The sequence below is a fragment of the Candidatus Pelagibacter sp. Uisw_127 genome (assembly GCF_047722515.1).
In the GTDB taxonomy this organism is placed as follows: Bacteria; Pseudomonadota; Alphaproteobacteria; order Pelagibacterales; family Pelagibacteraceae; genus Pelagibacter.
This window is the reverse complement of the sequence record NZ_CP159815.1, coordinates 753,875-776,568: the sequence shown is the minus strand read 5'-3', so window position 1 is coordinate 776,568 and position 22,694 is coordinate 753,875. Positions and strand designations below refer to the sequence as shown.

The window sequence follows — 22,694 nt, the reverse complement described above, 5'->3', positions numbered from 1 at the left end:
TTAATCGTTTGTTTTTATGTGAATTTTAATGTCTAAATTGTCTGAAAAATTATAAATATCTCTATTTGTAAATTTTGATTTCTTAAAAAATTCATTAATTATTTTTGGAATCATAATGGTAGTTGATTTTTTTGTAACTAGGTAATTTGAATCATCATTTAAATTTTTAATTAAGAAAAAAGAATTACCAATATAATTTTTGTCCACAGATTGTTTTTTACTTCTCCACCAATGATCAGAAGAAATAATCAAAAGAACATCATCAATATAATTTTTATTAATTTCTTCAATAATTTTTTTAGTAAATATATCACTATAAAGGTATCTGAGAAAATAATTATCTTCACTAGAAGCCTGATCAATATTTTCTTGTATTCTTTTTTCTATATTTAAATTTTTATATAAAAATTCTTTGTTTGGATGAGTGTGTGGATTGTATACATGTAAGAAAAGCATATCAGTTTCTCTTAATTCACTTACCGTGTTATCTACATTAATTATATTTGCATGATCAGAGTAAAAAGTTGAATTATTTAACTTTAGGTTTTTAATTCTTTCAAAATCTAAGTTTTCAAATTCTATAAATTCTTTAATAGTACCCCCTTTTGAAATTTTTTTTTCAGATAATTTTAAAAAATTTGTTAATTTAAAATAAATACTAAAAAAAAATTTAAGTGAATCTTGAAAAATTATAATCTCATTATTATCTGAAATAGTGTCTTTACAGTTTTTCCACTTATTAGATCTAAGATATGAACTACAATACTCTAAAACTGATGACATTAAAGAAACATTTAAACCTTTTCTTTTCAAATCATTAAAAATTGTAGTTTCAAATTGAAAAGGTATTTTTATGCCTTCCAAATTAGTGAATACTTTAATTCTTTGTTTAGATTTTGAGTCACGGATATTTATACCCATTAATTGAGCAGGAGCTGAATCATGAGTAAATTTTCCAGGAGAAAAAGCATTTTCAAAATACACACCACTATTTTTTAAAGCATTAAAGTTTTCATATATTTTTTTATTATCAATTTTTTTTTCTAAAAATTCTGGATCTAGAGCATCATAAAGTATCCATAATACTTTCTTTCCTGAAAATTTTTCAGTTTTACTCACCTCATCAAAATTTTCTTTTTCTTTAATTTCATTTTTATATATTTGTGACAAATCACTTAATACTACAAGGAAGATCATAACTCCAAATATAGAAAAAAATTTTTTTACTTTTTTTAATTTTGCATAAAAAATATACAAAAAAATCATTATTAATAAAAAGGGTAAACTATAAGAAAAGACTTTTATCAAAAAAGGCTTATGCAGCGGATCCCAATCAATAAAAAAACTGATTATTTTTTCTAAAAATAAATGAAGAGTAATAATGTCTGAAGAATTAAAAATAAGTTTAATAAAGAAAATTGAAATATAAATTAAATAAAAATATAAAATTATATTTTTAAATCTAAAATTAAATAAATTAAAAAAAAATATATTTAAAAAAAATATTAAAAAAAATATTTTAAATAACTCGTTTATTATAATGTCAAAGTTTGGAAGGCTTAAATATGTAAATTCATAGAAATAAAAAGAAGATAGGAGAAGTAATGAAATACCTAAAGTCTCAATCCCCTGTTTTACTTTTATTTTTTTCATTATTTTTCGTTATTTTTTTATCTTTATTAAAAAAACTTTTAATAAATTGAATTGGATTGCTTAAAAAAACATAGCATGAGGCTATAAAAGCAATAAATAATTGAATTAAATATGATCCACTACCAGGGTCAAAATACGCGAATGCATTGGTTTGAATGATTAAAAATATTATAATTAATTTAAAGGTTTGATTAAGACGATTCACTACGGAATTTATATCAGTAAATTTTAAGAATTAAAGAGATTATACGTCTATTTATTTTGATTTTTTTTGATAACCATACTTTATAAGTCTAACATCACCAGTTCTTGCATGTGCTTCCATTCCTTCGTATCTAGAAATTCTTGCAGCTGCAGCACCAACTAACTCAGTAGACTCTTTTGTCATTCTTTGGAAACTTAAAGTTTTAACAAACTTACCAACAAATAATCCACCTGTGTATCTTCCTGCACCTTTAGTTGGAAGAATATGATTAGTTCCTGAGCACTTATCTCCATAAGCAACAGTTGTTTCTTCACCAATAAATAAAGAACCATAGTTTGTAAGTCTTTTGTGAAACCATTCTAAATTTTCTGTCTGAATTTCTAAGTGTTCTGGAGCATACTCATCGCTAATAGTTGCCATTTCTTCATCGGTATCACAAAGAATAACTTCACCATAATCTCTCCAAGCAGCATCTGCGTTTGTTCTTGGTACCTCAGGCAACTCAGCTATTAATTCTGGAACTCTTTTCATTACTTTTTCAGCAAGTTCTTTACTCGTTGTGTATAACCAACAAGGTGAGTTATAGCCATGTTCAGCTTGACCAACCAAATCTACTGCTACTATTTCATGATCAGCTTTAGCATCGGCAATAATTCCAATTTCTGTAGGACCTGCAAATAAATCAATACCCACTTTTCCAAATAAAATTCTTTTAGCCTCTGCTACAAATTGATTTCCAGGACCAACAATAATATCAGCTGCAGGGTTATTGAATAAACCATTAGTCATTGCGGCAATTGCCGGAACACCACCTAAATTTAAAATTACATCAGCACCACATAGGTCGGCTGTGTAAATAATTGTCGGATGAGCACCCACACCTTCTTTTGGGGGGCTACAGGCGATAACATTTTTTACACCTGCAACTTTTGCTGTAGTCACACTCATAACAGCTGATGCAATGTGTGCATAACGACCTCCTGGTACATAACATCCAGCAGTATTAACTGGTATTAGCTTTTGACCAGCAAACAATCCATCTGAAAGTTCAACCTCAAAGTCCTGACCATAGTTTTTTAATTGTGCTTCAGCAAACTTTCTAACTCTTTCGTATGAAAACCGAACATCATCTTTTGTTTTTTGGTCTAATGTTTTTTTAATCTCTTCAATTCTTTCTTTGGAAACAATAATATCACCATCATATTTATCAAATTTCTTTGTAAGGTCGATACAACCTTGTTCTTTAGTAGTTTCAATATTTCTTAATAAATCTTGAACAATTCCAGTTGTTTTAGTGTCGTCTGTTGATGATGTTTTGGGTGATTTTTTTAAATATGTTATAGCCATTGTTTCCCTCTCTAATTTTGAAGCTTTATTTAAAACATTAATGTGATTATTTCAATGAAGAATTAGTCTAAAGCAACAACAGCAGCAGCAATAGAGGCCAATCTAGCTTGTGCTTCATCAGATCTACTAGTAATTACTATTGGAACTTTACCACCTACAACAACACCAGCTGCACAAGCTCCCATAAAGTAAATCATCATTTTAACTAAACTATTTCCAGTTTCAACACTTGGAACCAACAATACATCCGCATCACCAGCTACTATATTCTTAACACCTTTTATAGCAGCAGATTTTTTTGAAATACTATTATCAAATGCTAAGGGACCAAAAACATCAGCATTTAAATTATCTTCTTTTGCAAGTTTTGTAATTTCATTTGCTTCAATAGAGCTTGGCACACTATCCAAAATTTCTTCTGTCGCTGATAGAACTGCAACTTTTGGTCTTTCAATCCCTATACGATTTGAAAAATCAATTACATTTCTTAAAATATGCATTTTTGTTTTTACATTAGGTAAAACATTTAAAGCACCATCAGTAATTATAAGTGGCTTGTCGTCTTTAGTATTTGTCATATGCCATATGTGGCTTAGTCTTGTTTTTCCAAGTAAATTGTAATCTCTTTTTAAAACTTCTTTCATTAAAATATCTGTATGAATATGACCCTTAACAATAATTTTTACCTTATCTTGACTTGCTAGTTTTGCAGCTATTGCAGCTGTATTATTTTCTATAGGTTCATGAATTATTTTATATGATGAGATATCCCATTTTAAATCTTCAGCACACTTAAGAATTTCTTTTTTATCTCCTATGAAGATAGGAGTTATTAAGTTTTCATTAACTGCATCCTGAACTGACAACATAGGAAGAGGTAAACCAGCATTAACGATAGCAGCATTAACACCTTTTTTCTTATGTGCATGGTCTAGAAGGTTATTAGGACAAACAATTTCTTTATTTGAAAGCATGAGGTATATTTAATCTGAATTTTAAAAAAGTATATACTGTAAATTAATAATGATTAAGCCTTTTAAACTAAATATTCCCGATAAAACACTTCAAGAGATTTACACTAAGGTAAAAGATTACCCATGGCATGAAATGCCAGATGATGGTGGCTGGAAATATGGAAGTAACCTTGATTATATGAAGGAGATCTCAAGTTATTGGGTTAAAGATTTTGATTGGAGAAAGCATGAAGTAGAAATAAACAAATTTTCAAATTTTACAACTGTTGTAGATGATATTGAAATGCATTTTATTCATGAAAAGGGTAGTGGCTCTAACCCAACTCCATTACTTCTTATGCATGGATGGCCTGGATCAGTTGTAGAGTTTTTACATATAATTGAAAAACTTGCACACCCAGAAAAATTTGGTGGAAACATTGAAGATGCATTTGATGTTATTGTTCCTTCTTTACCAGGTTTTGGATTTTCAGGTAGACCATCTAAGCCAATTGGTCCAAGAAAAATGGCAGCTATCTTAAATAAACTAATGACAAAAAACCTTGAGTATAAAAATTATATGGCACAAGGTGGAGACTGGGGAGCAACTATTGCAAATTGGATTGGTTATGATCATTCAAAGTCATGTAAGGCAATTCATATTAATTGTTTAACTATGCGTCATGCTGATGGCCCACAATCAAAGCAAGAAGAAGAATGGCAAAAAAGGTTTGATAAAGATCAAATAATGCAGGATGGCTATAGAACCCAACAAGCAACAAAGCCACAAACGTTGAGTTACGGTATGATGGATAGCCCCGTTGGTATTGCAGCATGGATTATTGAAAAGATGTATTCTTGGTCTGATTTAAAAGATGGTGATATTGAAAGTGTTTACTCAAAGGATACTTTATTAGCAAATATTATGGTTTATGTAGTTACAAAAACTTTTAATACAGCTTCTTGGATTTATTATGGAAGAAGAGAAGAGGGCGGACGTTTTTTTCCTAAAGACTTTAAAAAAATAGAAATACCAACTGCTGCCGCAATTTTTCCAGCCGAGATGTCTGAATGGCCTCCAAAATCTTATGTTGATAGAATATTTAATATTACACAATGGACCGAGATGCCAAGTGGTGGACATTTCGCAGCAATGGAAGAACCAGAGTTGCTAGTTAAAGATATTATAAAATTTGCTAAAACTATTCGTTAATTAAATATTTGACCTTGGATCTTTTAGGGATTTAATCTTTTTAACCATTCCTGTTAATTTTGCAGTGATAAAAATCACATATACAAAACCAAATCCTAAAGCCATAGTTGAAAGAACAGTATACACAGCTGTTAGATTTTCTAATTTAAACCAACTTTCAACACCAGGGTTAGAATAATATAGAAAATTCCAAAAAATAAAAAAAACTATTTCATATATTATAATAATTTTAAATACAGGACGCATATTAGAAGCTTATTATAATAACTTTATTTCAATAAACTATTTAAATCTTCCATTATATTTTTGGAAATTTTAATCTCTTTTTTAAGGTTATTCTTATGTTTGTTGAATTTATTTTGCCCAGGATAAAGAATTTCTTTCACCCCTTTGATTTTAGGTAATTTTTTTATTGTTTTAATATTATCTTTAATTCTCTTATTATAACTATTTCCAACAAATAAATTAGGTTTTAGTACAAAAAATAAATGACCTATATTTTGAGGTCCACTAAAGTCTGTAAAAGGATCTTTAACACGACCTGCATGATTACCCCCTGTAAAGACCCCACTTAAAATATCTACCATCCATGCTAAACCAGATCCCCTAAAACCTGCTATGGGTAATTGAACACCTTCTAAAGCTTTTTTAGGATCTGTTGTGGGTTTACCATATTTATCTAAAGCAACACCTTCAGGAATTTTTGTTCCTTCTCTTGCGGCTACTCTAATTTTTCCTCTATTAATCATTGATATTGATGTATCTAGAATAAAAGGAACTTTAGATCCCGTAGGTGTTCCAAAGCAAATAGGATTTGTTCCAAATAAACTTTTTAATGCTCCATGAGGTGCAACAGCAGGAGGGGCGTTTGTAAACACCATGACCATCAAGCCTTTTTTAACTGCTTGCTCTGCGTAATAGCCAGACAAACCATAGTGACCGCTATTTTTAACCGCAACTATACCAATCCCAGTCTTTTTAGCATTACTTATTGCTGTTTTAATGGCAATATCTGCTGCAACAAAACCAATACTGTTATTACCATCAACATGAGCAATCGATTGTGAAATTTTTTTAATTTTTATTTTGGCTTTTGGATTAATTACTTTTTTAGAAATACGGTCACAATACATTTTAAGCCTAGATAAACCATGTGATGGAGCACCAACCAATTCAGCGTTAATTATAGCTTCTGCACATATGGTTGCATGATTTTTACTTAGTTTGTGACGGATAAAAATATCTTTAATGATACTCTTTAATTTTGAAGAATTCATAATTTATTAAATGATTGGTTAACCTTTACCATGCCATGGAATAGTTTTGGTAATTATTTTTCTTAAAGCAATGTCAAATAAAAGACCAAGCATACCCATTACAAAAATAGTTATCCAAATAACTTCGTATTGGAAGTATTTCTTAGCAACATTTTCAACAAATCCAATGCCTGTCGTTCCAGCTAAAAATTCTGCTGCAACTAAAGTTCCCCAACACATCCCAACTGCAACTCTTACTCCTGTTAAAATTTCAGGTAAAGAGTTTGGAAAAATAACATATCTTAATATTTGCCATTTCGATGCACCAAGCGAGTGAGAAGCATGAATTTTAGATAATTGAGTTCCAGAAGCACCAGCCCTTGCAGAGATGATCATAATCGAAAAAGAAACCATAAATAGTAAGAATACTTTTCCAACGTTATCAATTCCAAATACAGTAATAACTAATGGAGCCCAAGCAAGTGGTGGAACTGGTCTATAAAGTTCAATTAATGGATCAAAGAACCCTTTAGCAAACCTATTTAAACCCATCAACAAACCAAGTGGTACACCAAATATTATTCCAAGCACTAGGCCTAAGAATACTCTTAGGAAAGAATCCCATATGTGACCCATTGGTACTGGTATTTTGAATAACTTGAATTCACCAGTAACAACATTAAAAACTTTACTTTTAAAATTTGGTTTTACAGTCCCGTCATTACTATGAACTGGGTATTTACCAGGGATAATATCTGCTATCCAATCTGGTAAAATAAAGCCAACAACTTTACTAACATCCATCATTTCATACCAAATCAGTGGAATATTTTTAAATCCAATACTTGGTTTTAATAAAAGTGTAAATTTTTTCAAAGTATCTGATGGTTTGGGTAGCCATCTACCAGAACCTTGCTCTGAACAATTAGGACCACTTGAAATTATTGTTCCAGTAGGAAATAAAAATATATCAATTAATCTTAGACTTCCTTGTTCTTTTTTTTGAATAACATCAAATTCTAAAATTGCTTGTTGCATAGCATCAAGAGTTTTTGGAGGAAATATGCTTGCGTACTCAATTCTTCTTGCAATTTTAAGTACATCTTTTGCCAATATTGATGCCACCTCCTGTGTTTCATCTAGCTCTGATCTATATTTTTTTATTCCATCTTTGATTTCTTTCATCAAAGTTTTGTATTGTGAATTATGATTTCTTAATTTGAAAAAATCATCACTAATTAAAGTTAATTCTTTTGCTGCAGCATCAAACTTTAATCCTTTTTTAGTTTCAGGAATAGTTGGAATTTCTATTGTATTTTCTACAGCTGTTCCTGAAGATCCCCATCCACCTTGTATTTTTAAAGCTTCAATTCTCGCATTTTCTTCTTCAATACTTTTTATTGGTGGATAACTTATTTTTTGAAAATCTTTTGTTAACCAAGCTATTCTGTTAGTCAGATCACCGATTTTAATTTTTGTTTCATTTTCAAGAAGGTCCTCATTAGTTAGCAATGGAATCGTTCTTTTAGTTTTTTTAATAAAACCTAAAAGCTTATCTTTATCTTGATTTCGAATTACTGATGAATTTCTAATTTCATTAGCTAATTTTTCAATGTTTTTGTTTTCACTTCTAATAATTGAAGTACTTTTAAATTCTCTTTCTTCAATTGGAAATAAATATTTTAATGAAAGCATTGAGTCATTTACTTTTGCAACTTGACAAAGTTCATTAGCAGACTGAGGATAAAAAGACTTTGCTAAATCCCACGAATAATAAAGCCATGCTATTAATAAAAAACTACTTCCAACAATAATCCAGTGAGCTCCACCTTTGGCTCTTTCAGGGTTCCCAAAAACAGCATCTATTTTTTCAGTCTTGGCTAATTTTATTCCATAAAGAATAGAACTTATAACGGCGAAGATAATTAAAAATGTTATAATACCTGTAATCATATTAAATATCTTTACCCATGATTTCTTCTTCCATGTTCCAAATCATGGTTAGAATTTCTTCTCTTTTACTTCCAAAATCTTTAGTTTTTTTTATTTCTCTTAAATCACCATCAATCCCCATTGTAGCAAAGGGTAGTTTATACTCCTTATGTATTCGGCCTGGTCTTGGTGCCATTACATATAATCTTTCTCCAAGTAACAAAGCTTCCTCAACTGAGTGGGTAATTAAAATAATTGTTTTTCCAGTTTCTTTCCAAATTTTTAAAACTAATGACTGCATCTTTTCTCTTGTTAGGGCATCTAGTGCTCCCAAAGGTTCATCCATCAAAATTAAATCTGGATCATTAATTAAACATCGCGCAAGAGCAACTCTTTGCTGCATACCCCCAGATAATTGATAAGTTGGTGTATCTCCAAAGCCTTGTAAACCAACTATATTTAACCATTCATCAACTTTTTTTGCTGTTTTAATTGGATCTTCTTTTTTCATTCTCAATCCAAAGTCCACATTTTCAGCAACTGTTAACCATTCAAATAAAGCACCTTGTTGAAAAACCATTCCTCTTTCAACCCCTGGACCATTAATTTCATTTCCATTAAGAGTAATTACTCCTGAAGTTGGCCTGAGAAACCCTGCAGTGATATTCAATAAAGTTGTTTTTCCACATCCAGAAGGTCCAAGAACAGTTAAAAGTTCTCCTTTTTTAAGTGTGAAATTTACATCTTTTAGTGCATGAACAGTTTCTCCCTTTGGAGTTTTAAAGATCATGTTTAGATTTTGAGAAATTAAATCACTCATAGAAATAAGTTTATATTAAATTTTATTTAAAAAAATAGGCACCAATTTAATAAATTGGCGCCTATCTAATTTTATCTTACTCTCTAAATTATAGAGGTAAAAAGCTTGTATCTACTGCTCCGTTAGGAGTACCCATTCCTTTTAAGAAACCATCAAGAGTTCCACCTGACTCCATAGATTTTTTAGTATCTGCAGCATTCAAGAATACAAATCCACCTAAAGTTTCTTTCATATCTCCAAGTTTCATCTCAGCATCTTTTGCGATTACATTCATATCACTTTTACCAGCTGCGTATCTAGCATTAGCTTCATGAGTTACTTCTATGAAAGTTCTCAACATTCCTGGGTTTTCTTTCATAAATTTATCAGTAACAGATGTAATATCGATACCTTTAATACCTGCATCACGAGCTGCTTGAACTGTTAACAATCTTGTACCAACAGTTAAAGCTGCTTTAATAGAGTTACCACCAAATAAACAAGCCATTGAAACGTCACCAGAAACTAGTGCAGCAGCACCTTCTTCAGGGTCCATTTGAATAACAGTCATTTTGCTTTTATCAGCACCAACAACCTTCATACTTTCATCAAAAACATACTCAGCCATAGTTCCTAGAGGAACTGCAACTTTTTTGCCTTCTAACTCAGAACCGTTCGCCGATGTAATACCAGAAGCTTTAGATGTAACACAAGTTGTACCACCCATTCCGTATTCCATAGCAACGTCCACAAGTTTCAAAGGTGCTTTAGATTTAACAGCATTAATAAATGGCACTAAACCTTGTGAGTAAGAGATATCTATATCTCCTGCTAACATAGCGTCAGTCATTGCACCACCATTTGAAAAGTTAGTCCATTTAACTGGAACACCTAGTGCTTTATCAAACATCATTTTAACTTTGTCTTCTTGATTTGGAGTAGGCCACTCTAAAAAGAATGCAACTCTAACTTCTTTAGCAGCTGCATTTGCAACTGACATAGATAGGTTAAGAGCAACTACCGTACCAAGAATAAAACTAATTATTTTTTTCATTATTATTCCCTCTGTTATTAATTTAATTAAATTAATGATATTTAAATTCAATTTAGGCGTGATGTAAAACAAAATATATTGTATATCTGCATTTCTAATAATTAAAAGTTTCAATTATAAGTTGTAAAATATTATTAGGAATAACAATTAGTTCTCCAATTGACCTTTATTTATTAAAGTATTTAAACCCACAAACAAATCATTTATCTATTTGTTTGTTAATAATATCTTTTTCAATTTTATTAATGCAAGGATTTTCTAATCAAAAAATTAATAATAAATATGGAAAATTTTTACAGACATAATTTCTGTGACATTAAATGGTCTCACAAAAAATTCTAGTAATTTAGATTACTTTAATTTAGGATATTAATCCTAAGATTAATTTAACTAACAGGAGATTTATTAATGTTTAATAAAAAAATTTTTAGGAAACTACTCACAGGGTTTGCAATTGCTTTCTTTGCCCAAGCCTCTTTTGCAGAGGTAACTCTTAAGCTCGGAACTACTGGTAGATTGGGTATGCCAATCGGTGACGCCATAGATCAAGCATTGATGCCGGCCCTAGAGAAAGCCTCCGCTGGCAAGATGAAAATTGAACCATTTTATCAAAAAAGTTTATGTGCTGAACAGAAATGTGGTGAACAAGCTAACCAAGGACTTATATCCCTTTGGACTAGTTCTACGGCAAACTATGGTAATTTCGGATCAGAGTTAGCAATTTTTGATTTACCTTTCATTTTCAAGTCACTAGAAGATGCGAAAAGAATATCAAATGAATGGCTTGCAGAAAGACAGTGCAAACTTGCACTTGAGAATTCAGGCCATATTTGCCTTTCTGTATATTCAAGCGGTGGATTCAGACAGCTTGGAAATGCAACTAAACCAGTTCACGTTCCTAATGATATGAAAGGTCTAAAGTGGCGTACTACTAAGAGTCCAATTGAGTTTATGCTAGTTAAAAATTGGGGTGCAACTCCAACACCTTATGATTGGAGCCAGTTATACTCAGGCCTACAGTCGGGTGTAGTTGAAGGTCAGTATGTTGCTAGCCCTTGGCAACATGTAGCAAAACTTCATGAAGTTGCAAAATACTTCACTGAGATTGGTGGCATGTGGTCTGGAAATATTCTAGCAATGGATGCAAAGCAGTATAATGCTCTATCTTCTCAAGAGAAGAAATGGTTACACAAGGCAGCCGATGCTTATGGAGAAAAAGTAAACCAGTTAGATAATGCTTGGATTAAGAATGGAGAAGATGCAATTAAAGCATCTGTGAAAGAATGGTATGTTCCATCTGAAGCGGAAATGACTAAATGGAGATCAGGTGCAATCGGTGCTTGGTTAGATGCCAAGGGTACTTTTGAACCAGAGGTAGCTAAAAGAGTACTTCTAGAACAAGGAATGGATGGATTTGTAGCTCAGTTAGAGAAAGCTGGGGCTCTGTAAATCGTTCAACGAAAAACTGTGTAAAGATCATTTAGCTCAATTTTTAGAACTAGATGATCTTTACCTAAAACAAATCATAACATTTAAGTAACTATGGAAAGTATCATTCTACTTGGAGTACTCCTTTTTCTAATCTTATTAGGTGCTCCCATTGGCTTCATATTAATACTGATACCATTTGTTTATATTCTATTTACCGACGCTGTACCTCTTATTTTAATCCCTAGTCAAATGTTTAATGCTATTGATTCAGTTCCATTAACTGCAATTGCGTTCTTTATGCTGACAGGTGAGTTAATGACAAGTGCCACGATTACTGACAGGTTAGTAGCCTTGAGCAAATCATTAATTGGACGTGTACGAGGGGGGTTGGCCCAAGTTAATGTTCTTGTGAGTATGTTTTTTGCAGGGATGAATGGTTCAGTGGTAGCAGATACAGCTACAGTGGGAGCATTAGTATTACCAGCTATGAAAAAAGCTGGCTATCCTCCTGCGTTTTCGGCTGCGGTTACAGGCGTAAGCTCCACCATAGGAGGCATAATTCCTCCCAGTATCATGATGATTGTACTTGCTAACTCAACTGAGCTTTCGATTGCATCACTATTTGCTGCTGGGATTATTCCAGGCGTGTTGATAGGTGTTGTGATCATGATAATTAATCATTACTTCGCAATCAAATATAACTTCGAGCGCAGTGATGAACCATTTTCGATACGTAGAGCTGGTAAAGAGTTATATCGATCCTCGTTCGCCCTTCTGATACCTGTGGTTTTAGTGGGTTCAGTAATGGGTGGTGTTGCATCGGTTGTAGAGGCTGGAGCTATCACAGCAATGGTTGCGTTATTTACAGGTGTATTCGTTTATCGAACTATTAAATGGAAAGATTGCACTGGTGCTTTTCGTCGGGCATTCCGTAATTCGGCAATGGTTTTTATTATCATAGCTGCGTCGGGACCCTTCAGTTGGTTACTTACCTCTCTAGGTGCAATCGGTGATCTTGAAAACTGGCTTCTAAGCCTTACAGAATCCCCCATTATTTTTATTTTAGCTGTGATTCTATTCATTTTTCTTCTTGGAACGGTAATGGACTCCGCGGTAAATATTATCATAGTTGGACCAGTACTAGTTAATGTTATGGCCCAAGCTGGCTTTCCTGAGATACAAGCGGCTATCGTTGTAATAGTTGGCTTCTTAATAGGATCAGTAACACCACCTGTTGGCGTCGCGTTCTTTACCGCTGCAACAATAGCTCAAGTGCGTCTAGAAAAGGTGGCTGTTGCGTTAATTCCTTATCTAGTTGGGCTGTTTTTACTTTTATTTTTTATCCTTGTTATTCCAGAGTTAACCATGTTTCTTCCAAACCTATTGAGTAATTAGTGATATGTTACAATTTTTAAACAACATTGACCGTTTTATCCATCGTACATTGGAAGCTATGTGTTCACTCCTTTTGGCTGCGATGGTTGGTTTCACCCTTTATAACGTAATCATGCGATATGTTTTTAACAACCCTCCTGTTTGGGGCGATCTGCTAACAGTATTAAGTAATATTTGGTTGATGTTTATAGCACTTTCTCTGACAGCCAGAGATAATGAACACATAGCTTTAAATTTAATTTATGAAAAATTACCAAATAGACTATCGCTATATATACGCCAATTCTGGAAACTTATGATTATGGCAATTGGTATAGTTCTGATAATTTATGGATTTGAACTTGTAGAGGGTATGCGTGGAAAGTATTGGGAAATGTGGTATTTTGAAATTAGTTTCCAAGGTATTGAGTTCAAAGAGAATTATATGCCAAAGAAATATGCAGTTGCAATCTTGCCGTTAGCTGGATTTTTGACGACCATTGGTGCTGCTATTAGTTTTGTGAAAAAGGTCTAGTTCTTTAAAATGTGTCTGCCAGACATGCACTTTGCATAGTAAAATCAATTTGTTATATTGAACTATTTAGTCTATGAATCGAAATATAACTAAATTAAGGTAAAACTTATGAGCTCAGAAAATAGAACTGCAGTACCTAATTCACTAAACGAACATTGGATGCCTTTTACATCTAATAAAGATTTTAAAGCAAACCCCAGATTAATTACAGAAGCAAAAGGTGTTTACTTAAAAACTCACCATGGAAAAATGCAAATAGATGCGAGCTCAGGTTTATTTTGTAATCCACTAGGTCATGGAAGAAGAGAAATTACAGAAGCTGTTACAAAGCAATTAGAAACATTGGATTATGCTCAGCCTTTTCAACAAGGTTTTGGTGGTTCTTTTGAGCTTGCTACAAAAATTTCAAAACACACACCTGGTGATTTAAACAAAATGTTTTTTACAATTTGTGGATCTACAGCTGTAGAGACTGCAATTAAAATTGCCGTTGCTTATCATAGAGCAAAAGGGCACGCAGAAAGATTTAGATTTGTTGGACGTGAACGTGGTTATCATGGAATGAACATCGGCTGTATTTCAGTTGGTGGAATGGTGAATAATATTAAAACGTTTGCAAGCGTTTTAATGCCAGGTGTCCAACACATTAGACATACACATTTACCAGAACACAAATTTGTAAGTGGTCAACCTGAGACAGGGGACTATTTAGCAAATGACTTAGAAACTATTTGTCAAAATTTTGGTGGCGAAAATATTGCTGCTTGTATTGTTGAACCGATTGCTGGATCAACTGGAACACTGGTTCCACCAAAAGGATATTTACAAAAACTAAGAGAGATCTGTGACAAACACGGAATACTTTTAATTTTTGATGAAGTAATTACAGGATGGGGCAGAACAGGTTCTAAATTTGGTGCAGATGAATTTGGAGTAACTCCAGACATTATGACAATGGCTAAAGCTACAACAAACGGTGTTGTACCAATGGGTGTTGTTGCATGTAATGATTATATATATGATGCAGTAATGGATGCTTCACCAACTGGAGCAGTTGAATTATTTCATGGTTATACTTATTCAGGAATTCCAGTCGCAGTAGCAGCTGCTCTTGCAGTGCAAGAAATTTTTGAAAAAGATGATATTTTTAATAGAGCAAAAAATTTAGCTCCTTATTTCCAAAAAGGATTGTTCTCTCTTCAAGATCTAGAGTCTGTAGATAATATTAGAGGATATGGAATGATGGGTGGAATAGACATGAAGCTAAACACTAAACCAGGTAAAGCTGGATTTGAATGTTTTAAAGCATGTTATGAAGCTGGTGTTAACTTTAAAGCTACAGGAGATTGTTTAATTATAGCTCCTCAATTCATTTGTGAAGAAAAACATATTGATGAAATTATTGAAAAGTTAAGAACCGGTATTACCAACTATCAAAAAAATCAAAAAAACTAAAATTTTAATAAAAATTAAAGTATCGAAAAGGGAGATATTGTTATGAAGATTGGCGTACCTAAAGAAATCAAACCACAAGAACATCGTATTGGATTAACTCCTGATAGTGTTAAAACTTTAATATCAGAAGGTCATGAAGTTTTAGTAGAAAACAACGGTGGGTTTGAAGCTGGTTTTGAAAACGAACAATACACAAGTGTTGGTGCTAAAATCATTGATAAAGCTGAAGATATTTTTAATGATGCAGATATTATTGTTAAAGTAAAAGAGCCTCAATCAGGTGAAGTTAAGATGATTAGAGAAAATCAGATTGTCTATACTTATTTACACTTAGCAGCAGCTAAAGAATTAACTGAGGGACTAATTAAATCTAAAGGTGTTTGTATAGCTTATGAAACGGTAACAGATGACAACGGAAGGTTACCATTACTTGCACCAATGAGTGCGGTTGCTGGACGTATGTCAGTTCAAGCAGGTGCGCATTGTTTAGAAAAAAATCAAAATGGTAGAGGGCTTTTATTGGGTGGTGCTCCTGGAGTTGAAGGAGGAATAGTTGTCATTTTAGGGGGTGGTGTTGTTGGTGAAAACGCTGCAGTCATTGCAACTGGTATGAGAGCTAAAGTTCACATCGTTGACAAATCAGAAGCAAGACTAAAACAACTTGTTGAAATGTTTGGTGATAAAATTATTCCAGAACAAAGTGATAAAATTGATTTAAATAAATTAGTTGCAGAAGCTGATCTGCTAATTGGGGGTGTCTTAATTCCTGGTGCTGAAGCACCAAAATTAGTTACTAAACCAATGTTAAAATTAATGAAAAGAGGATCTGTAATTGTTGATGTTGCAATTGATCAAGGAGGTTGTGTTGAGACGAGTAAACCAACAACTCATGGTGATCCAACTTATATCATTGATGACGTTATTCATTACTGTGTAGCAAATATGCCTGGTGGAGTTCCAAGAACTTCAACTATAGCATTGAATAATGCAACACTTCCATATCTAGTTAAAATTGCAAACGATGGTCATGCTAAAGCATTAAGTGAAGATAAACATTTACTTGCAGGATTAAATGTTTGTAAAGGTCAGGTAACCTATAAAGCGGTTGCTGATGTTTTTGGACATGATTATGTTGATCCTTTAAGTACCCTGTAATATTTTTAAACTAATGTTATCGAATAAAATTAAAGATTATTTAAACGAATACATCAGTCAAGAAGTTTACGTCCAAGTGGCTGTTGCAAAAGGTAAAAATAAAATCTCAACTAATGCTGCAATCAGTAAATATTTTGAAAGTAATCACTTTCAAGGTTTAACTGAAGGTAAACCCTACAACACTTTTTTAGATGATCTTAAAGATAAGTGTTTAGGAAAATTAGCAAACTCTCCAATGAAAGATAGTAAAACAGATGATGAGATTATTATTGAACTTCAAAGAAAGCTTAATACTTTAAAAGTTGAAAAATTAAATGATACTTACTGGGAAGTTGAGACAGGTGAATATTTAAGTGGAACAGATATTAAAGAAATTGAACTTGAGAGAGATACTTTAATTAAATTTTTAAATTCTAAAGATGAAGCGCATGATACGGTAAGTACTCTTTGCAAAAATTATGAAAAACTTTGTAAGGAAAAATACCCAGAAGCTCCATTACCTTTAGAAATTTTAAGCAACTAAAAATTTAAACAAAACATTCCCAAAAATTTTTTTCAAGGATAGTTGATTTTTTAAAGTTTCTTTTAAGTGTATTTAATTTTTTACCCTTATTATTTTTCAAGAGAATATCCAAATAATCAATATTGTCTTTAGCTACTTGTTGGTATTCTTTTGATGAATACATTTTTATCCAAGAACTATATTTACTTTTTTTCCAGTTTTTAATTTTAGAAAGATTAAACCCAATCTCACCATAGCCAATGATACATACTGATAGGCATGAGAAGATATCAAGATTGTTTCCATTTTTACCCACACTCAGTACATAGTCAGTATAAGAACTATTAGCTTTCTCGATTACTATATTATTAAGGGACTTAAGGGGTATCTTCCACTTTTTGCAATAATTGATGTGGAGTTTGATTTCATGATCAATTCCCTTAATAAAATTTACTGATTTATTAATTTCCTCAAAGCTCTTAGATTTATAAATACTAAGAGCTAAAATTCTAAGAAATTGCTGTAAGAAAACATAATCTTGAACTAAATAATTTTTAAAATTTTTATTAGGCAGTTTGTTGCTTACTAAATCAGATAAAAATTTATGATTAGTATATTCAGACCATTCCTTCTTACAGCTACTTTTTAATTTATAAAAAAAAGTTTTTTTATTATTATAAATATTCACTATTCCTTAATTGAAGTTTTAATCTTAGAAAAATTAAAGTTACCATTCTTTTTAAAAAGCATCACTGTAATCATGGGTGTAAATGTTGCTAAAATAAATGACCAAAATAATAACGCTGTAGATATCCAGATCGGAAATGCTTCAGCTGGAAATAATCCACCAATTAAAATACTTTTATCAAAAGTTTGATTTGGAAATAAAAGCAATCCAGATATCAGTCCAATTATAACTGAAATTAAAGAAAGTTTTTCATCAACATCACCCTTGAACATCCCATAAAAAATAGGAAATACTGCAGCACAACATAATAAATCAGCAAATAAAAACATAAATAAGACGCTGTAACCCTTAGATGCAATCAAAAAAACAATTACTGATAAACCACATATTAAGTATTTAGAAAGTGTAAGATAACTATTCTTATTTTTTAAACTAATAAACTTATTTCCCTCAATAGTAATAGTGCTTGAAAGCGCATTAATAAGTGTATCCATACTACTAATCACTAAGGCTAAAACTAAAATTAATATTGAGATTGTTAACAAAGAATTAATTCCAGTAAATGGCTCTAATAAAAGAGTAAAGAATAAAGTACTAGGGTCGGCTGCTTTATCAACTGATACTGCAAGAATTCCAAAGAAACCTAAAACAAGCATAAATGGAATTACAATAAAGAAGGCAGACATAAATCCTTTTCTTAAATCATCTGAACTTTTTGCTGCAAATACTCTCTGCCAAACACCTTGATCAAATAAGTTTGTTGCAAAAACTGCAATGAAGAAAGTTAAGCCAGCAGTATATCCATAAAAATATTTACCACTCATTAAAGTACCAGCTTTCTCATTAATTAAATCCATAGAAAAAGTATTATTTCCAGAATTAAAGATATGGTTGATAGCAAATATTAATAAAATCATAATTATAATAAATTGAATTTTATCTGTAAAAATTGAAGCTCTAAGCCCCCCGTAAAGAGTGTAAGATAAAGTAGCTACAATTATTACAAGAGAGGTTTGCCAAAGAGGAAACCCTGACATTAAGTTAACAACTTTTGCAATCGCTGTAACTTCAGCTGCAAAATAAACAAACATGTACATTATTGTTAATAATAAAACTAAACGAAACATAGCATTACCAAATCTAATTAGAACAAATTGAGTAAGAGTATTACCATTAGGCATAATTTTTCTCATTCGTTGACCGATTGTAATAAAAGCTAAGAAGGGTAGAGCTTGACCTAAGCCATAACCAATTATAGCACCTAAACCACCCCAAGTAGCAGCTTCTGATGGACCAATTAAAATCCACACACCAAAACATGATGCAACTAAAGATGCAGTTAAAGATCTTTTACCAATTGATCTGTCTGCATTTAAATACGAGTTAATTGAAAGTTTACCTTTTGAATAAACAATTCCAATAGCAGCAAAAGCTAATGAAGTCAAAAGTAGAGTAATAATAGTAGTTGATTGATCTAGATATATTGTGTTCATTTTTTCCCTTCGTTGTGATTATACAACAGGTTCTTTGGGTATATTCTCAGCTTTTTACAGCACCCCAGAAACTGATATTCTTAAAAAAAAGAATATAAAAGTTAATTAAAGAAATAATTAAATTAAGTCAAATTTTAACCCCAAGATATGAACACTGGGTAATGAAATAATGTATTAAATTACTAGGTTTATTGAATTAATTTCATTAATAACTATATACACCCTAATAAATGTCTGAGATTCAAATATCCATTAACAGCTTATCTAAAGTTTATGATAATGGTTTTAAAGCCCTTAATGGTGTTAGTCTTAAAGTAAAACAAGGTGAGATCCTTGCAATGCTTGGACCTAATGGTGCGGGAAAAACAAGTTTAATCAGTATTATTTGTGGAATTGTTAAACCTTCCTCAGGAACTGTTACAATTGATAATTTTGATATTATAAAAGATTATAGAGAGACGAGATCAAGAATAGGGCTTGTTCCTCAAGAGCTTAACTTAGAATCTTTTGAAACTGTTTTTGATACCGTGTCTTATTCCAGAGGATTGTATGGAAAGCCACCTAAACCAGAACACATTGAGAAAATTCTAAAAGATTTAAGTTTGTGGGATAAAAAAGATCAAAGACTGAGACAATTGTCAGGTGGAATGAAGAGAAGAGTTTTAATTGCAAAAGCTTTGTCTCATGAGCCTAAAATACTATTTCTTGATGAACCAACAGCAGGTGTAGATGTTGAACTTAGAAGAGACATGTGGATGGTTGTTGAAGAATTAAGAAAAACAGGGGTCACAATTATCTTAACTACCCATTATATTGAAGAGGCAGAAGCTATTGCTGACCGTGTAGCTGTAATTAATCAAGGAGAAATTATTATTGTTGAAGATAAAAAAGAATTAATTAAAAAAATGGGTCATAAAAAACTAACCATTGAATTACAAAAAAAAATTAAAGAAATTCCTGATGATTTAATTAAATATAGTCTTGAAATGGGTGAAGAACACATGTCTTTAATTTATACTTATAATGTTCAAGCTGAAAAAACTGGTATTACAGATTTATTACAAGACTTAAAAGATACTGGCTTAAAGTTAAAAGATTTAAAAACAGAACAAAGTACTTTGGAGAAGATATTTGTTGATTTAGTAAAGGAGAATAATGAAATTTAATTATTACGGGTTTAGAGCTATTTATGTTCATGAGATGAATAGATTTATAAGAACTGTAGGTCAGTCTATTCTTTCACCAGTAATATCCACCTCATTATATTTTGTAGTGTTTGGTTCAGTTATTGGAGGTTATATTGAAAAAATTGATGGTGTTAGTTATGGATCATTCATTGTACCCGGTTTATTAATGTTAACTCTGTTAACTCAATCAATAAGTAACACTTCGTTTGGAATATTTTTTCCAAAATTTAATGGAACTATTAACGAGATTTTAGCAGCACCTATATCAACGCTTGAAACTGTTCTAGCTTTTGTTGGGGCAGGAGCTACTAAAACATTAATCGTTGGTGCTGTAATTTATGCAACTGCTTCTTTTTTTGCGGATGTGACAGTTAAATATCCATTGTTAATGATATTTTTATTAGTTTTAGTTTCTTTTACATTTGCTTTATTTGGTTTTTTAATTGGAGTTGTTAGTAAAAACTTTGAACAGATGTCGATCATTCCATCGTTAGTTATTACACCCATGGTATTTTTAGGTGGAAGTTTATACTCTCTTGATATGTTGCCACCATTTTGGCAAACAATTTCTTACTTTAATCCAGTGGTTTATTTAATTGATGGCTTAAGATTTTCTTTCTACGGTGTATCTGATTTTGATATTTGGATAAGTATAAGCTCAATGGTACTTTTTTTAGTGATTTGTGTAATCTTGGTCACAATGTTACTTAAAAAAGGCTATAATATTAAAAGCTAGAAATTAGAATAATAAATAGTATTATTAAATTATAATCATGTTGTCTTATATATTACCCTTCATAGTTTTAATTGTTATCGTGGTGTTTATTCATGAATATGGGCATTATTATTTTGCTAAACGATTTGGTGTAGGGGTTACTGATTTTTCAATCGGTTTTGGTAAAGAAATGTTTGGTTGGAATGATAAATCAGGCACTAGGTGGAAAGTTTGTGTCATACCACTTGGGGGATATGTTAAGTTTTTTGGTGATAGAAACGTTTATAGCCAAGCTGATAATGACAAAATTATAAAAGAATATAGTAAAGAAGATCAAGATAAACTATTTGTACTAAAACCCTTATATCAAAGAGCTTTAATTGTATTTGGTGGCCCTTTAGCTAACTTTTTATTAGCAATTCTAATATTTTTCTCTGTTTATACCTTTGCTGGAAAAGACTTTACACCAGCTGTTATTAATGAAGTTCAAAAAGATAGTCCTGCAATGGTAGCCGGTCTTAAAGACAATGATATTGTGGTCTCAATTGATGGCAATGAAGTTACAAGTATTATGGATGTTTCAAAATACATCATGATGTCTACTGATGAATTTATCAATTTTACAGTAAACAGGTATGATCAAGATTTAACCTTTAGAGTAAAACCTAACATTGTTGAAGGAGAGGATAATCTTGGTAATAAAATTAGTAAACGAATGGTTGGCATTAAGCTTGGAGCTTTTAATAACGAAGTAAACCACGTTAAACTTGGACCTGCTAAAGCGCTGTTTTATGCGGTTAATGAAGTTTACTATGTAAGTACTTCTTCCCTTAAATATATTGGCAGTATGCTTACTGGAAATGGTGATACTTCGCAGTTAGGTGGTCCAATTCGAATAGCAAAAATTAGTGGACAAGTTGCAGAATTTGGAATTTTACCTTTTATAAGCCTTATGGCTTATATTTCTATTAGCTTAGGGTTAATAAACTTGTTCCCAATTCCAATGTTAGATGGTGGTCACTTAATGTTTTACGGAATTGAAAAGGTATTAGGGCGTCCTTTATCACAAAAAACTCAAGAAGGTTTTTTTCGAATCGGAATGTTTTTATTGCTATCATTGATGTTTTTTACAACGTTCAATGACCTAAAAGACGTCGGTTTATTTTAACTAATTAATTTTTTTAAAACTTAAATAATCCATTAGAATCAACATTTATTTAACAATCTACTATATATTGGGGTTATTATTATAAGAAACGCTAATAAAAAGCTTGATTTATGGGCTTTTATGTAAAATAAAGAGAAATAATCAATAAAACCGGAGCTAAAAAAATGAACAAAAAACAATTAATAGCACAACTTTCAGGTTCTCTAAACCTAAGTAAAGCTGATGCGGAGCGTACTTTTGATACAATTACAAACACTATTCTGGATGCATTAAAAGGCGATGACACTGTGAAAATTGCTGGATTTGGTACTTATAAAGTAGCAAAAAGAAAAGCTAGAGTTGGAAGAAACCCAAGAACTGGAGAGCAAATTCAAATTGGTGCTTCTCAAAAAGTTAAGTTCTTACCAGCTAAGTCACTTAAAGAAATGTTTAACAAATAGTTTATTCTAAAATTAATTAACAGCCTTTTATAGAAATGTAATAAGGCTGTTAGTATATGCAAATACCGCATAACTCTTTTTCCTCATAAACAATAGTCATAAGTTTAAGCCTTATTATAAGTAGATTCTAAAAAAGGAG

At 31.6% G+C, this 22,694-nt stretch carries 22 protein-coding genes and 1 riboswitch; of the genes, 11 read left to right on the top strand and 11 right to left on the bottom strand.

From position 1 onward, the window contains the following. From ABXT65_RS04285 to ABXT65_RS04270, 4 genes are all read right to left on the bottom strand, one after another. Positions 1–1,653 carry a sulfatase-like hydrolase/transferase gene (locus ABXT65_RS04285; protein WP_415322483.1) on the bottom strand — a complete coding sequence of 551 codons (1,653 nt, stop codon included), beginning with the start codon at positions 1,651–1,653 and terminating at the stop codon, positions 1–3. Continuing rightward, positions 1,622–1,858 (bottom strand): hypothetical protein, encoded by a 237-nt coding sequence (locus ABXT65_RS04280; RefSeq protein ID WP_415322481.1) that lies wholly within the window; start codon positions 1,856–1,858, stop codon positions 1,622–1,624. The genes ABXT65_RS04285 and ABXT65_RS04280 overlap by 32 nt, the downstream gene beginning before the upstream one ends. Before the next feature lie 51 nt (positions 1,859–1,909). Further along, positions 1,910–3,205: a histidinol dehydrogenase gene (gene hisD, locus ABXT65_RS04275; protein ID WP_415322479.1), complete on the bottom strand. Its 1,296-nt coding sequence runs from the start codon at positions 3,203–3,205 to the stop codon at positions 1,910–1,912. A 62-nt stretch (positions 3,206–3,267) separates the two neighbouring features. Continuing rightward, positions 3,268–4,179, bottom strand: coding sequence for a bifunctional enoyl-CoA hydratase/phosphate acetyltransferase (locus ABXT65_RS04270; protein WP_415322477.1), 912 nt, complete (start codon positions 4,177–4,179; stop codon positions 3,268–3,270). A gap of 49 nt (positions 4,180–4,228) precedes the next feature. Here ABXT65_RS04270 and ABXT65_RS04265 point away from each other — a divergent pair, with 49 nt between their 5' ends. Further along, entirely contained in the window at positions 4,229–5,371 is a 1,143-nt protein-coding gene (locus ABXT65_RS04265) for an epoxide hydrolase family protein (protein ID WP_415322475.1), read from the top strand. On the opposite strand, the gene ABXT65_RS04260 is transcribed toward ABXT65_RS04265, so the two are convergent. The 5 genes from ABXT65_RS04260 to ABXT65_RS04240 form a co-directional block, all read right to left on the bottom strand. After that, positions 5,372–5,617, bottom strand: coding sequence for a hypothetical protein (locus ABXT65_RS04260; RefSeq protein WP_415322473.1), 246 nt, complete (start codon positions 5,615–5,617; stop codon positions 5,372–5,374). A 23-nt stretch (positions 5,618–5,640) separates the two neighbouring features. After that, positions 5,641–6,648: an Ldh family oxidoreductase gene (locus ABXT65_RS04255; RefSeq protein ID WP_415322471.1), complete on the bottom strand. Its 1,008-nt coding sequence runs from the start codon at positions 6,646–6,648 to the stop codon at positions 5,641–5,643. A gap of 18 nt (positions 6,649–6,666) precedes the next feature. Continuing rightward, on the bottom strand, positions 6,667–8,580 hold the full coding sequence (locus ABXT65_RS04250) for an ABC transporter permease (protein ID WP_415322469.1): 1,914 nt from the start codon (positions 8,578–8,580) through the stop codon (positions 6,667–6,669). Between the two features lies 1 nt (position 8,581). Beyond that, complete coding sequence (locus ABXT65_RS04245; RefSeq protein ID WP_415294484.1) at positions 8,582–9,379, bottom strand: ATP-binding cassette domain-containing protein; 798 nt, start codon at positions 9,377–9,379, stop codon at positions 8,582–8,584. Between the two features lie 88 nt (positions 9,380–9,467). Then, complete coding sequence (locus tag ABXT65_RS04240) at positions 9,468–10,412, bottom strand: ABC transporter substrate-binding protein (RefSeq protein ID WP_415286849.1); 945 nt, start codon at positions 10,410–10,412, stop codon at positions 9,468–9,470. Between the two features lie 408 nt (positions 10,413–10,820). On the opposite strand from ABXT65_RS04240, the gene ABXT65_RS04235 reads away from it, so the two are divergent. The 6 genes from ABXT65_RS04235 to ABXT65_RS04210 all read left to right on the top strand — a co-directional run bounded on the left by ABXT65_RS04235 (position 10,821) and on the right by ABXT65_RS04210 (position 16,885). After that, the gene (locus ABXT65_RS04235) at positions 10,821–11,861 is read left to right on the top strand and encodes a TRAP transporter substrate-binding protein (protein ID WP_415322467.1); all 1,041 of its coding nucleotides are present in this window, start codon (positions 10,821–10,823) and stop codon (positions 11,859–11,861) included. A 93-nt stretch (positions 11,862–11,954) separates the two neighbouring features. Beyond that, positions 11,955–13,238: a TRAP transporter large permease gene (locus ABXT65_RS04230; RefSeq protein WP_415322465.1), complete on the top strand. Its 1,284-nt coding sequence runs from the start codon at positions 11,955–11,957 to the stop codon at positions 13,236–13,238. Positions 13,239–13,296: 58 nt separating this feature from the next. Continuing rightward, positions 13,297–13,752: a TRAP transporter small permease gene (locus ABXT65_RS04225; RefSeq protein ID WP_229704552.1), complete on the top strand. Its 456-nt coding sequence runs from the start codon at positions 13,297–13,299 to the stop codon at positions 13,750–13,752. Positions 13,753–13,860: 108 nt separating this feature from the next. Continuing rightward, positions 13,861–15,207, top strand: coding sequence for an aspartate aminotransferase family protein (locus tag ABXT65_RS04220; RefSeq protein ID WP_415322463.1), 1,347 nt, complete (start codon positions 13,861–13,863; stop codon positions 15,205–15,207). A 42-nt stretch (positions 15,208–15,249) separates the two neighbouring features. Continuing rightward, complete coding sequence (gene ald / locus ABXT65_RS04215) at positions 15,250–16,362, top strand: alanine dehydrogenase (RefSeq protein ID WP_415322461.1); 1,113 nt, start codon at positions 15,250–15,252, stop codon at positions 16,360–16,362. Positions 16,363–16,375: 13 nt separating this feature from the next. Next, positions 16,376–16,885, top strand: coding sequence for a hypothetical protein (locus ABXT65_RS04210; RefSeq protein WP_415322459.1), 510 nt, complete (start codon positions 16,376–16,378; stop codon positions 16,883–16,885). Positions 16,886–16,889: 4 nt separating this feature from the next. Here the strand turns inward: ABXT65_RS04210 and ABXT65_RS04205 are convergent, their stop codons facing one another. Together ABXT65_RS04205 and ABXT65_RS04200 are read right to left on the bottom strand one after the other, a co-directional pair. After that, a complete protein-coding gene (locus ABXT65_RS04205; protein WP_415322457.1) occupies positions 16,890–17,552 on the bottom strand; it encodes a TenA family protein in 663 nt (220 codons plus the stop codon). Continuing rightward, on the bottom strand, positions 17,552–19,045 hold the full coding sequence (locus tag ABXT65_RS04200) for a sodium:solute symporter family transporter (RefSeq protein WP_415322455.1): 1,494 nt from the start codon (positions 19,043–19,045) through the stop codon (positions 17,552–17,554). Before ABXT65_RS04200 ends, ABXT65_RS04205 begins: the two co-directional genes overlap by 1 nt. Further along, a riboswitch (TPP riboswitch) is annotated at positions 19,033–19,122 on the bottom strand. It overlaps the preceding gene by 13 nt. A gap of 153 nt (positions 19,123–19,275) precedes the next feature. Here ABXT65_RS04200 and ABXT65_RS04195 point away from each other — a divergent pair. The 4 genes from ABXT65_RS04195 to ABXT65_RS04180 all read left to right on the top strand — a co-directional run bounded on the left by ABXT65_RS04195 (position 19,276) and on the right by ABXT65_RS04180 (position 22,555). Then, positions 19,276–20,211, top strand: a complete 936-nt coding sequence (locus ABXT65_RS04195; protein WP_415322453.1) for an ABC transporter ATP-binding protein — start codon at positions 19,276–19,278, stop codon at positions 20,209–20,211. Next, a complete protein-coding gene (locus ABXT65_RS04190; RefSeq protein WP_415322452.1) occupies positions 20,201–20,968 on the top strand; it encodes an ABC transporter permease in 768 nt (255 codons plus the stop codon). Before ABXT65_RS04195 ends, ABXT65_RS04190 begins: the two co-directional genes overlap by 11 nt. Positions 20,969–21,005: 37 nt before the next feature. Then, positions 21,006–22,115 carry an RIP metalloprotease RseP gene (gene rseP, locus ABXT65_RS04185; protein WP_415322450.1) on the top strand — a complete coding sequence of 370 codons (1,110 nt, stop codon included), beginning with the start codon at positions 21,006–21,008 and terminating at the stop codon, positions 22,113–22,115. Positions 22,116–22,279: 164 nt separating this feature from the next. Continuing rightward, complete coding sequence (locus ABXT65_RS04180; protein ID WP_169036682.1) at positions 22,280–22,555, top strand: HU family DNA-binding protein; 276 nt, start codon at positions 22,280–22,282, stop codon at positions 22,553–22,555. The last annotated feature ends 139 nt before the right edge of the window (positions 22,556–22,694 follow it).